At 40.6% G+C, this 12,658-nt stretch carries 15 protein-coding genes and 1 pseudogene; all 16 read left to right on the top strand.

Features of this window, described 5'->3' with window-relative positions; genetic code table 11:
* Nucleotides 1-310 precede the first annotated feature (310 nt).
* The 16 genes and pseudogenes from HS129_15160 to HS129_15085 all read left to right on the top strand — a co-directional run bounded on the left by HS129_15160 (nucleotide 311) and on the right by HS129_15085 (nucleotide 12,652).
* A complete protein-coding gene (locus tag HS129_15160) occupies nucleotides 311-850 on the top strand; it encodes a hypothetical protein (protein ID MBE7413374.1) in 540 nt (179 codons plus the stop codon).
* A gap of 329 nt (nucleotides 851-1,179) precedes the next feature.
* Nucleotides 1,180-1,377 carry an SHOCT domain-containing protein gene (locus tag HS129_15155; protein MBE7413373.1) on the top strand — a complete coding sequence of 66 codons (198 nt, stop codon included), beginning with the start codon at nucleotides 1,180-1,182 and terminating at the stop codon, nucleotides 1,375-1,377.
* Between the two features lie 55 nt (nucleotides 1,378-1,432).
* Nucleotides 1,433-1,732, top strand: coding sequence for a helix-turn-helix domain-containing protein (locus HS129_15150; protein MBE7413372.1), 300 nt, complete (start codon nucleotides 1,433-1,435; stop codon nucleotides 1,730-1,732).
* Between the two features lie 181 nt (nucleotides 1,733-1,913).
* On the top strand, nucleotides 1,914-2,573 hold the full coding sequence (locus HS129_15145; protein MBE7413371.1) for a hypothetical protein: 660 nt from the start codon (nucleotides 1,914-1,916) through the stop codon (nucleotides 2,571-2,573).
* Nucleotides 2,574-2,578: 5 nt separating this feature from the next.
* Nucleotides 2,579-2,791: pseudogene (locus HS129_15140) on the top strand (hypothetical protein).
* Nucleotides 2,792-2,892: 101 nt separating this feature from the next.
* Entirely contained in the window at nucleotides 2,893-3,321 is a 429-nt protein-coding gene (locus HS129_15135; protein MBE7413370.1) for a hypothetical protein, read from the top strand.
* 3 nt (nucleotides 3,322-3,324) lie between these two features.
* Complete coding sequence (locus tag HS129_15130) at nucleotides 3,325-3,930, top strand: C39 family peptidase (protein MBE7413369.1); 606 nt, start codon at nucleotides 3,325-3,327, stop codon at nucleotides 3,928-3,930.
* A complete protein-coding gene (locus tag HS129_15125) occupies nucleotides 3,923-4,483 on the top strand; it encodes a hypothetical protein (GenBank protein MBE7413368.1) in 561 nt (186 codons plus the stop codon). The genes HS129_15130 and HS129_15125 overlap by 8 nt, the downstream gene beginning before the upstream one ends.
* Nucleotides 4,480-6,129 (top strand): phage terminase large subunit family protein, encoded by a 1,650-nt coding sequence (locus HS129_15120; GenBank protein ID MBE7413367.1) that lies wholly within the window; start codon nucleotides 4,480-4,482, stop codon nucleotides 6,127-6,129. Before HS129_15125 ends, HS129_15120 begins: the two co-directional genes overlap by 4 nt.
* Nucleotide 6,130: 1 nt before the next feature.
* Entirely contained in the window at nucleotides 6,131-7,672 is a 1,542-nt protein-coding gene (locus tag HS129_15115; protein ID MBE7413366.1) for a hypothetical protein, read from the top strand.
* 212 nt (nucleotides 7,673-7,884) lie between these two features.
* Nucleotides 7,885-8,979, top strand: coding sequence for a hypothetical protein (locus HS129_15110; GenBank protein ID MBE7413365.1), 1,095 nt, complete (start codon nucleotides 7,885-7,887; stop codon nucleotides 8,977-8,979).
* Nucleotides 8,976-9,287 carry a hypothetical protein gene (locus HS129_15105; protein MBE7413364.1) on the top strand — a complete coding sequence of 104 codons (312 nt, stop codon included), beginning with the start codon at nucleotides 8,976-8,978 and terminating at the stop codon, nucleotides 9,285-9,287. Before HS129_15110 ends, HS129_15105 begins: the two co-directional genes overlap by 4 nt.
* A gap of 119 nt (nucleotides 9,288-9,406) precedes the next feature.
* Nucleotides 9,407-9,643 (top strand): hypothetical protein, encoded by a 237-nt coding sequence (locus HS129_15100; protein MBE7413363.1) that lies wholly within the window; start codon nucleotides 9,407-9,409, stop codon nucleotides 9,641-9,643.
* A complete protein-coding gene (locus HS129_15095; GenBank protein ID MBE7413362.1) occupies nucleotides 9,636-11,009 on the top strand; it encodes a hypothetical protein in 1,374 nt (457 codons plus the stop codon). Before HS129_15100 ends, HS129_15095 begins: the two co-directional genes overlap by 8 nt.
* Nucleotides 11,010-11,021: 12 nt before the next feature.
* On the top strand, nucleotides 11,022-11,405 hold the full coding sequence (locus HS129_15090; protein ID MBE7413361.1) for a hypothetical protein: 384 nt from the start codon (nucleotides 11,022-11,024) through the stop codon (nucleotides 11,403-11,405).
* Nucleotides 11,402-12,652: a phage capsid protein gene (locus tag HS129_15085; protein ID MBE7413360.1), complete on the top strand. Its 1,251-nt coding sequence runs from the start codon at nucleotides 11,402-11,404 to the stop codon at nucleotides 12,650-12,652. Before HS129_15090 ends, HS129_15085 begins: the two co-directional genes overlap by 4 nt.
* Nucleotides 12,653-12,658: the final 6 nt, after the last annotated feature.

Below are 12,658 nucleotides of genomic sequence, written 5' to 3'. Positions count from 1 at the left end.
ATACTTTCAATTTCCTCAACACACTCGTCTAAAAATTCAAGCGAGATGTCTTCTTCTTTGTACATTTCGATAGTATGGACAAGGACTTCCAGTACTCTCATTTTTCGCACTTTTTCCGGCAACATTCGCTTACCTTATTTTTGTATAGTATATCAAGAGGAGAGACATTTCTTTTGTACGACAAGAAAAAAAACTCGCTGTTTTCTCTTTTTTTCCGCAAAGTTATGTCTCCCATTTAACTTTGCTTTAAAAAGAAATAGGCTTGTCGATTTTTGAAAGACCGGCAGAATTTGAAAAAGGGAGAGATGTTATGAAACAAAAGCTGGATGCAGAGGAAGTAATAAAATATTTAGCACCGTTTATCGGATTTTACGCAATTGCAAAATCGACCATTTTGAGCGGTCAAAAGAAGTTTCTTTTCTATTATCTTCAGGCAATAGTTTCGGGATTCATACTGATTGTTTTTATCGCCATTTTCTCAGGAGGCTCAAAAAAAGAAGTAAAAGGAGATTTTGTTACGAAAGATTCCACGGAGGAAGCCAGTGAAAGACCGACCCAACCAAATGAGCCTGAATCTGAAAAGCTGGAATCTCAAAAAGAATTAATGATAAGAGTAAACAAATTGAAAAAGGGCAACGGACATGATTGGATCATTGCTTCGATAACTGAGCAGAATATCGCCTGCCTGGACTTAGTTTATCTTTTTTTGAAAAGAGACGATGCAACAGAAGCCCTCAAAATTTGCCGTGAAATAGACAAAACCTATTCTGACCCAAACTTACGGGATCGGCCTATGGCTGAGGTTGGAGTTACATTAGGGACATTAATATATGGCTCAGCGAGGAAATAGTCATGAAACAGACATTTAAACAGATTATGGGTTCAACTTACTATTTTGCTGATGATCAAAGCGATATTCCAAAAAATATTTTTGATAAAATAAAAGAATATTCCTCTTTCGATCCACTTAAAGAGAAATTCATCGCCACATGTTTTATTGATCAAATAGGAAGTCGGGGAGAATTTTTTGTTTTGGTAACTGAAGATCGAGTTATCATTAAAAAAGCTGTAAGCTTTCAGCAAAATTATTTTAAAGATGTGACTGGAGTTGAACGCACTGGTGCATTGGGAGACATTTTATTACTCTCTGCAGGAAATAAATCGGATTGTTTTCCGGCCATGAACATGCCTAAGAAAGAATTAATCGACAAGTTGTTCAATATTATTTGTACTCGGTGGATGCAATTTCAGAACATCCCATCGGACTCAACAGATAATATCGCATCACAAATTGAAAAATTAGCAAGCTTAAAAGAGCGAGGAATTTTAACTGAGGAAGAATTTACACAAAAAAAGAAACAACTCTTAGGAATTTAACGAAAGAATAAAAAATCCTTGACAAAATAAAAAGCTTTGCGTCTAACGCAAAGAAATGTCTATCAAGGGTTACACAAAAAACGGTTCTCTATTAAGAGTTGTCCAGCCATCACTAATGTCTGGGGGTAAACCTTTGATTCCGGCAGAGGAAATTATTCTTCCAAAAGATTCGCGCGAGATTATGCGGCCCGACCAGGCTGCTGAATATCTGAAAGTGAAGCGCAGAACTCTTTACAGTTATGTTGCTGACGGAAAAATTTATGAAATCTCATACAATTCCAGAAGGAAAGTATTTTTGAAATCCGATCTGGATTCATTTCTTGCCCGTCAGAGAAAATTGCGTGAAATTGAATAATCCGTAAAATTAAGACCCGCTTAATCAAACCAGAAAAATCTTTCGGCAAATTGCACTTACTTAAGTTTCGTTCGCCCTTGTGAATTCCAATTACCTCCTGTAAAATTGATGTATCAGATTCGGAAGCGAATTTGTGCGTTACTCGCCGGATGGAAGCATCCGGCATTTTTTAGGAAGGGTTATGGAAGATAAACTATTTGAAATGGGGCTGCCGTCGCTAATTGCATTGGGGTTTGTATTATTCTTTTCTGTTATATTAAAATTCGCAAACGAGATCAAAGATTCTTTTAAGTATATCTGGAAATTTTTCCAAAAACCGGCAATTGAGCCCACGGCATCGGAACTTCTTGCAGAAGTTAAAAAGCTGCGCGGGGTTATCGAGACCTTGCAAACTACGATTGATGCTCAGAGAACTCATATCGACAAAATCGAGAGTTATCTCGAAAAAAACAAAGAGTTAATCGAGCTGGTAGAGAAAATCCTGGAACATCCTGCAAGAATTTATATAGACTCGCTGGGTTTGTCAATTGGATTTTCTGATACGTTGCGGCCAAGGGAGGATGAGGATCTGGAGGATATGTTGCTTCTGTTCAAAAAGCTTGTCTCTTCTTTCCCGTTTGCAAACCGAAAATTGTCTTTTGAACTCGTCGATGTCCGCGCAATAAATTCAAAATCCCTTTCTTCAATCGGTAATATCTTTTCACAAATCGCCCAAGATAACGATATGAAGCTTCGCGTTATTCTACCGAAGAAAGCAATTTTTGAAAAATTAGTGAAGAGTCTGCAAACCCTGCGGGATTTAAAAAACTCGGACAACGTTGAGATCAAGGAGGTAGGATGAGATTTATAAATTGGATTTGGACTGACGACAAAACCGGAAAATTTTCCGACACAACTTTCAGGACATGGATTTTATTTTTCCTGTTTGTTTCATGCGTTATTTATTTTGTGTTCATCGATATTCAGATTCTTCCTGAAGAATTGTCTCTCATGAATATTCTGGCGATTGCGGCTCTCGGCCAGGGAGGACTATATCTCGGAAAGCGTATCAATGAATCGTCCGTTAAGCGGACAAGAATTCAGGCGAAAGATGATCTTTTGGAGAAAATCCAATCCATCGCAAAAAACAGCGGGGATTTAAATACAAGGAGCCGTGAGCTATGAAAATTTCAATCGCACTATTCTTTGCTTTGGTTCTCGGATGCGCTTCGACCAATGTTCGCAATGTTGACCTTGGAAAAACGACGGCAGAAAGAATTGAAGCGGTAAAATCCGGAGCAATAAACAAGTTACCCGATTCAACCGAAAAGAAATGGATTCTCTCCGAATTGGATTCCTGTAAGTCCACAATTTTGGAGCAAGGGAAAAATTCCGCTTCCATCCAAAAAGAAAATCAGACTCTCAGAGATAAACTGCAAACCTGCTCTGACGAGAAAGCTGAATATGCAAACAAATCCGCCAACATGGTGATCTTTCTTGTCGTATCGGTAGTTATAATTCTTGTTCTCATTATACTGATGATTCTCGTCAGGCAGGGTGTTTTGAAAACAATATTCGGAGTAGGAAAACTTCCGGTTGAAGGTGTCTGACGTATGTTGAGATACCAGGATTTTCTGATTCCAAAAATGCCGGAGTATTCCACTCAGAGGGACAACTATGACACGAAAGGAAACCCAGAGTTTTCCTCGCAATGTTTCATTGAGTCGATGAAATATTTCTGGAACTGGATTTGGGATACTTTTATGGACGTTAGTTACGATATCAATGATCGCGCCTATTATGCAATCGTGATGAGTAAGCTGAAAAAAGGAGAAACAAGATATGACTGGGATGTGCATAAAAGAATTCTGAATGAGTATCTTGAGAAATGGGGACTTGAAAAAAGAGTCGATTATTTCAAAACTCTGGATGTCTGGAATAAAGTCAGGGAGAATGTTCTTAATGGAATACCCGTTGTTACCGGTATCAATATTTCCAATTATTTACCTGGAGCAAAGGGGCATATTATCTGCATCGTTGGATTTCGGATAGATGAAAACGGAAATACTCTCGGAGCCTTTGTGCATGACCCTTATGGAAATGCCCGCTCAAAATACAAAGATCATGACGGGAGCTGCATTTTATATCCAAGCGATGATCTGATTAAAATGATCGGCCCGGACTCTCATAGTCTTTTGTTTGTGGAGAAAAATGTATAACCAATCGGTAATCAATCGCGCATTCAATTTGTTTCTGCTCGGAAATAATCCTGAGCAAATAGAAGGAATTTTAAAATCCGACTTTCCGAAAATTACTGCCAACACGATACGCAACTGGGCAGAAAAACCGGATGCTCTCGGCGAAGTATGGGAAGATAAGCGGAAGGCTGTAGACAATGCTGCCAGAAAAAGAATTATCGATCAGGCCTCTACACAAAGATCAAAAATTTTTGCGAAGACAGATACCTTAATCAACGCCGCATACAACCAGATTGTTGACGAGTCTGGTAAAGCAATTGTAGAAGCAAAAACCCTCGAAGGAATGCTATACGCATTCAAGGCTATCAGCGAGTTTCAGCTTAAACTGGAAAAGGATGAAGAGTCCGGATTTTCTCCGATGCAGTCTGCAGAGATTTTGCTTGAAGTATTGAATGAAATTCCATCTGTCCGGAAAGCAATAAAAACCGCATGGCCTGAAATTCAGCGCAAACTGACTGCAAGATTTGATATAATATCGAAACCAAAACAGGTAGAAGGAAAGGTGGTGAAATGATTTCTGCAGCTACCGAACAGGAATTTCTACTAAAATTCAAAGAGGCTGGCGACCGTGAATATGACAAAACTACCCTCGAAGAATTTCTCACTACCAAAATTCAAATCCGGTCAAACGGGAAATACGAGCCGTATTCATTCAAAGGTCATGAATGCTTTCGCTCCATGACTCGCAAATTTTCCAATTCAAAAAAACTGATAGCGATGAAAGCTGCGCAGATTGGTTTCTCAACCTGGATGATAGGACGCGCTCTCTGGCTCACGAATGGAAAAAATCTGAATGGGGGATTTTATTTCCCGGATAGAGAATCAATGAAAGCTTTTGTGCAATATCGCTGGGATCCAATTATCAAGCATTCTCCCTATTTCCAGAAAATGGTCACTGAAGAATCCGAGGTAAATAACGTCCGGATTAAAAATATCGGGAAGTCACTTTTCAGCTTTAACGGAACCACAAATCTCAAAGATGTGAAATCCTTTGACGCAGACATAACGATTCGGGATGAGGTCGATGAACAAAACCCTGAAAATTCAGGATTTATTTCAGACAGGCTTTTGCACTCCAATTTTGCCAAAGACATGGCAGGGTCTCAGCCGTCCATTGAGGATTTCGGAATCCATGCAGAGTTTATGGACTCAGATCAGAATTTCTATCTGATCAAATGCGATAGTTGCAATCACTGGAATGACTTGGTAAACAGATTTCTCGAAGATCCTGAAAAAGTTTTCGGAAAGAAAAATAAAACGAAAGAGGTGGAATATTTTTACGCCTGCGAGAAATGCCATAAGCCTTTGAACAATCAGAAAGGCGAATATGTGGCGAAGAGAAAGCATAAAAATACAGGTGTTCAAATTTCTCAGATGTTTTTGAATTACAAAACTCCGACTGAAATTTATCAACTCTGGAAAAACGCAAATTCACATATCAAAAGAAAAAATCTCTACATATCCGTGATTGGCTGGCCATACAGCACGGATGAAGAAAAGCCTGTCACTCAATCTGTCATTGACTCGCAAAAGGGAGATCATGGTTTGTATGATATTTCCCAGTCCTATAGTTACATGGGAGCCGACCAGGGGGATACGGTTCACATGGTTTTCGGCGAGCCTACAACTGACGCAAGAATACGAATCATCGGTCTTGCAAAGTTCAGCGTATTGGATGACGATTCTATTCATCGCTCAATCATTCGTTTTGCCGTTTATCAGGGAATCGTTGACGCGATGCCGAATAAAAGTTGGAGCGTCCGGCTTGCAAAGATATTTCCCGAACAGATCAAGATTCAGTATTTTTCCAAAAAATATTCCCTGAAAGAAGAAGATGTCCTGAACTCGGAAGATGAAATCGAAGTGCTGAATATCAATCGGGACGAAAGCCTTCAGGATACAGTCGATGCGATTAAAAACGGACTTTTTATTTTTCCAGACAAATCCCGTCTGGACGGGCCTGATCTGGTTCTTATGGAAGAATTCGAATATCATTTGAAGATGCTGATTCGGGAAAGAGGCGAGGATGAATTCGGCAGACCAAAATATTCATTCAAAAAGAAAGTTGAAAACCACTTCGGGATGGCATTGAACAGTATGCGCCTTGCCTATGAACTGAGTGGAGGAATCGGAGGGGCAGGCACATTGCCGGTTTATTGATATGGGAATTATTGAAAAAATCAAGAGTTTTTTTAAAGCAGATTCTTCTTCGGATTCAAGTTCATTTATTGAGTTCGCATCCGTTCTGAAACCATTCGTTGAGCAAAAACAAGAGATTTTGAATTTTACAAATAAAGTATATCCTGACTATCCCGTCGAGATGCTGGATACAATCGAAAAACTTGTACTCATTACACCTGATTTAAGTCAGGCGTTAAAGCGAGTTATCTCAATCGGAAATACTGGCCTTACGTGGGACTTTTCCGGAGTGGACGATAAAGCAAAAGTAAATCTCCAAAACGAAATTGATTCATGGTTTGATTTACATCCGGGAATTCTGAACCGGTTAATCCGACAAACTGCTATAACAGGTGCGCTCTCTGCGGAGGCCGTGCCGAATCTCGACCTTTCGGAAGTGGAAGAGATTCGTTTGATCCCTGTGAAAAATGTGGTTTTTGAAAAGCAGCCCATTGATTCCAAAACAAATATTGTAGATCGTTTTAAATTTGTACCGATGCAGAAAACGAAAAATGGAACATACGCCACTTTAAATCCTGAAATATATTCCTACGAGGCAATAGAAAATTCAGAAGAATCTCCATACGGAATTCCTCCTTTTATTTCTGCTTTGAAATGGGTTTTGTCCCAGCACAAAACGGGAGAGAATGTTGACAAGCACATCAATAAATGGGGGCTTCTCGGATTTATCGTAGCGCTCTTCAAGAAGCCGGCCCCAAAACCCGGCACACCGAACGCAGATATTGAAAAAGAAAATAGAAAATTTTTGAAAGAGGCGAAAGAGGGATTCGAAAAAAATTCCGGCTCCGGGTTTATGGCCGCTTTCGACGGTACAAAAATCGAGCATCATTCTGTGGCATCGGACAAGTCCGGCGGATTTTCCGACATTGCCCGTTATCAGGAAGAGCAGATTGCCTCCGGCATAGACACTGATTTGTTTATTCTCGGAAGATCCTATTCTGTAACTGAGTCTTATGCAAAAATTGCAGGAAGACTGTTTCAATTGAAAGCCCAAAACATCAGGCATCCGGCAAAACGCTTTTTAGAGAAAGCACTAACGCTTCATCTCAGGTTGAAAGGATATAAATTTGGTCAGGTAAAAGGAGTCTGGAAATCCAATTTGTCACTGGATCCGCTGGCAGAGGCACAGGCTGATGAATCCCGCAACCGATCAGACAGCTTAAAAATCGATAATGTGCTAAAAAAAATCGCTTCCGGGATCATTGATCCTGATACCGGAGCGCAGGAACTCGGTTATGAAAGCGCGACAAAAATTCAAAATTCACAAAACGCGTTAAAATCGATTTTAAGCCAAATTGTAGCCGGTCGGCTGTCTTACCCTTACTTCCCTTCCATGAACACAAATGAACACTATTACGAAAAAGATTTCGGGCATGAGAAAAGTGACGGACAACCGAAACGACATAATCCGGATGAAAATCCGGAATCCGACCTGAAAAATCTGATAAACGTCGATTTCGAAAAAAAAAAGCGCTCACAGAAACAGAACATTGCTGTAAGTTAGGCGATTTCGTAAAACTCGGAGCCATTTCGCCCGATGAGGAGAAAATTTACAACACTCTTGAAGAGAATTTTGTTAAGAATTTTTTCAACGATTACAAAACCAGAGTTTATTCCACGTTAAAAGAGGTTTCTAAACATCTCGACAAAGATAATGCAGTCGAACTCATCATCGATCTGATTCAGACGGAACTCGGGGAAAATTTTCCAGATGCAATGAAAAGTAGTTTCAGGGAAGTTTTAAGCGAATCCTGGGACGTTGGACAAAGTTTTCAGGAGGAATCTGATGCAGAAAAACTTCCGGCAAATAAAGACGTTCTGAAATTTTTCCAGACTGCTTACAAATTCGATATCGGAAATACTTTTTCCAATCACAAAGACGCATTTACTCAAGCTGTTGAGGAAGCATTGAATACAGGAAACACTCAAGGAGCGATCAATCGCCTGAAAGAAGAACTTCTTGGCTCTGGTTTAAATCTGGATGGAGAGTTGATTCAGAAGATGGACTTTATCGTCCGGGGGCAAATTCTCCGGACAAGAAATTTTTCACGGGTTTATCGCCTGAAAGAAATTGGAATCGAACATCTGGAAATCATCGCGATTTTAGACCAGAAAACTTCCTTGACCTGCCGGATCATGAATGGCAGGATTGTTGAGATCGAAACTGCTGTAAATTTTATCGAAGATTTTACATCGGAATATCCTGCCGACCCTAAATTCTGGACGGACAAATTCAAAAATCCCCTCCTGAATTTTGACAAACACGACTCTCTCCCGACAAAAGACCTTGTCGGAAAAAACGGCGTTCTGAAAAATCAACTCCCTCCCTATCATCCGAGATGCCGGACGATTGTAGTAGCGAGTTTTGAAACAAAGATTGAGAAAGCCGGAGGGGGATTTTTTAGTGGAACACTTGATACAAGTAATGCGGACCTTACTGATCCAAAATGGAAAACATCCCAGAGATACAGCGAACTCCAAAATCTCACTCCTCAAGAGTTGCTGAATCGTATTGACGCTTTAAGAAATACTACGGTATGGGATACAGCAACGATTGACAGGAAATTCGGAAAACATGGAGCCGAATTTGGAGCAAACGACAGTTCAGAATACGTCAAAATGAGCGAGGATATACTACAATCTTTTGATCGTGTGTTTGCCTATTATCGTTACAATGACAAACGATTTGGTTTCTATTCAAAAAAATACAATGGGCTGGTTACAGTTGACCCGGATTCAAACAAGATATCAACTTTTTTTCAGCTTGACCCGCAAAAGACTAAAGTTGAAGAATGGCTTGAGATATTATGATGACCCGTGCAGAAATAATCAAACGAATCATTGCCGATGTGATCGCAGACGATGAAGACCTGGATACGATAGAGGTCTTTGGTATGGTCTATTCTCTTCAGGAAGAAGAATATTCATTTCTCCTGCCTGAATATGTTCAGGCAATTTACGCCATGACAAAATGGATTAATGAAGAAGACTACAAATTATCTCATAAGTCTTGGCTTTGGCAGGTTCAAAAAATCGTCAAAGGCGAATATCCTTTGGAAAACATTCCTGAATCTGTTCGCGATCAGGTCAAAGAACTCTACTACGCAGTAAAAAAATAATCCGCAAAACCTCTATTTTTTCCACTCCAACCAATTGTAAAAAATCGTTCGGCAAGTTGAGCTATTTAGCGATTACTTCGCCCTTGCGACTGATTTGAGACTGTGCTAAAACTATTAGCATGACAGTTAAATTCAATCGTTACGGCATCCGAGAAATCCGCTCGCTACGAATTAAAAAGCCCAAATCGGAAGGATACATCGAGCAACCGATTGGTGATCTCGTAAGCAGATCGGAAAATCCTGAATTGAACGATGATCTTCAGATGATAGATAGAATCCGGGAATTGCAGGAAGCGATTCTCAGAATTCAAAATTATAAGAATCTCGAAGTAGAGATAGAGTTCCCGGATGAATAAAGAGATGACCAAAAGAAAGTTGAATTTCGATTCGTCCGGCTGGGCGAGTCTTGAGTGTGGAGTCAAGGTTCACACTTCCGGCAAGGCATTTGTGGGTCTTCGCGCTTGCGGTTCGTTCATTCCACAACCAATTCAAATAAAAGGACAGAACTTGGAAACTGCTCCGGCTGTTCAGTCATCTCCTGCAAATAAAATCACTCCATCCGGTTTACGGTATGAGGAGTTCCTGTTCCGGATTCTATCTAAAACGTATATTTCGGATTATTATCTTGATTTCACAAAAGACAATGTTCTGAAATCGGCTCTATCTCTATTTTCAACAAAGGTTTTTCGCAATCATTTTACTTCGATCGAAGATTCGATTGGAACGATTTCCAATCCTGAGTGGACAAATTCCAAAGGTCTTGAAGGGATAGATGGACTTTTCCGTCTCTACTATGATTTCGCGGATGATGTGATCAAGCGATTGCAGGCAGACCCTCCGGTTCTGGATTCGGTTTCTGCCGGAATTCATTTTCTCTGGGAAAAATCCCATCCGGATTTGGATGGATTCTACTGGTTTCTCGGACAGGAGTTGGAAGGTTCCATCGTAAGATTTGTAGTCACGAAAATTCTTTCAGTCCCCGAGGTCTCTGTCGTATATGCCGGGGCAGACCCGAACGCGAAGAAACTTTTCGCAAACCAAAATAACGGAATTATTTTTGATAAAGAAAGTGAAACGCGGGAAGAAAACTTTCAGGAAGACAAAGAATTTTCCGGAGAAGCAGACTTGTCGCAAAGTGCGTCAGGCGATACTGGGGCAGAAGAAAAACCAAAGGAGGATAGTTTGAAAATTAAAACAGCATTACTGAAGGTGCTTGGCGTTGCAGTGGCTTCACTCGGGTTCAAAGAGACTGATACAGAAGTGGAATTGAATCCGGATCAAATGGTTTCTGTGTTACAGTCGATGGAGAAACAGATTGCCGGATTGAAAACTGAGAAAACTTCGGCGGAAGGTAATCTAAAAAAATTAGCTACCTTATTTGCTCTTGGGGAATTTCCGGACGGATTTGATTTCGAGAAAAAAGTATCTGAACTTTCAGGACTTCTCGATGAACCAAAGAAAATTTTGCAGGGATATCGTGAAGCGGCTCTCAAAGCCTACCGTGTTTTCGTGAACGGGAAAGAATCGCCTGCAATGGTTTCCATGATCCAGAATGCGAACTTAGAACAATCGAAAGCTCTGTGTCAGGAATATGGAGCAAAGCTCGAAGATAAATTTCCGGTTAAGTGCAACCAGTGTGGTTCATCGGATATTACAAGAGCGTCAGGCGAAACAGGTCTTTCATCCGGAAAACCGGATGATTACATAACAGTAAGGAAATAAGGAGAATACAAAATGGGAATATCAGATCCATTTACCGTCGGTTGGGACGGAATCAAAGAGCCGCTGATTGCGGCGATGAATCATGGCGGACTCGTAGCAGCCGATGTGGGGAAAGTCTGCAATGTAACAAACGAAATGACAATGTCGGTTGGTGGCAACGGAGATGAAATACAAGGACAGATAGCATCTATTGACTCTGACAAAATCGGAGGAATGAAAATCGACGGAGTATTTGAATTCGAGTATTCAGGTGCGGATCCCGGATATGGGCGAAGAATTCTATCCAGTGATGCAAGCGGGAAAGTGAAAGTAAATACTGCCGGAACGTTGGTCATCGTAATCTCACAGGACACAACTAAAAAACTCGTCCGGTTTATCAAAGGAGAAAAAGTATGAAGTTAAAATATGTGTTAGTTGCTTTCGTAGCGTTAGCCGTAACTGCCCTGGCGGTCAAGCTTACGGGATTTCACATGGATATTTCTGTCCTTGGACAGTATCTGTATGACGGTTCATTCGGGAATTGCCAGAAACTAAATCTTGCAGTCGGAGTGGCTGTGGCCACAAAACAGAATCTGAAAATCAGAAAAGCCGACCTGAAAGAAATTAAACTCGACAAGGAAATGTACAAACATGCCAACGAGGAAAATCTTTCGTTTTCAGAGTATGTCGAAAAAAAGGAACTGGAGGCAGGTTTTGATCCGAAAGAATCGGACGCCGGAAAATTGTCTCCAATTGAGCGGCAATTTTTATCCGCAGGAATCGATATAAATTCCGGACGGGTAATGCTGGAAGATTTTTTCAGGACTCCGAATTCAAAGATTCTTGTCCCTGCCTATATATCCGACCAGATTCAGCTTGGGATGAATTATGATGCAGGAGAATTGAGAGTCGAAGACCTTTACGCAACTAAAGAAATTGTAACTGGTGCGAATATAGATCAGATCGCCCTTGATTTCACAAAAGAAAATGCAAAGATGAAAAAATCTGTGGAGGGTTCGAGGCTTACAAAATCTACCATCAAGACAAAAGAAGGTTCTGTTAAATTGCAGAAGTTCGGAACTGATATCGAGATCAGCTACGAAGCTCAAAGGCGAGTGAGAGTGAATATTCTTTCGATTCTCTTGCAAAGAATCGGATACAATATGAGCCAGGACATGGCGCAACTCGGATTGAAGGTTGCAATTGAAGGAGATGGGAATACCGGATCGGAAGCTCCAGCTTCAACGACAGTAACTACAACGCCGAAATATTCAGACCTTCTGGATATACTCATCAAGCAGAAACCGAAGGGTCACAAATGGACTCACTTTGTTTTGTCCAAGCAAACTCTACTCGATATGCTTGCCGATGAAACCAATTTCAAGGCTCTGCAAAGTCTGAATCTGCAGGAAGAATTTGTCAAGACCGGAGAGATCAGAAACTTCTTCAACATTTTGTGGAGAACTCACGACGCAATGACCAACTGGGACTGGTTCACTTACGAAAAAGATTCCATGATGGTATATTACGAAGAGAAAAATTCTTCGATCATCGAAGTCGATAAAGTCATCAATCAGCAATTCAACGAGACTGCTATAAGCGTTTATGCCGGCTTCGGAAAATTATTCGACCAGGCGTGTCATCTGAAATCCAAGCACGCATAGGAACAA

The organism is Leptospiraceae bacterium (assembly GCA_015075105.1).
In the GTDB taxonomy this organism is placed as follows: Bacteria; Spirochaetota; Leptospiria; order Leptospirales; family Leptospiraceae; genus JABWCC01.
The sequence above is the reverse complement of the archived record's forward strand: the minus strand, read 5'-3'. Positions and strand labels throughout refer to the sequence as shown.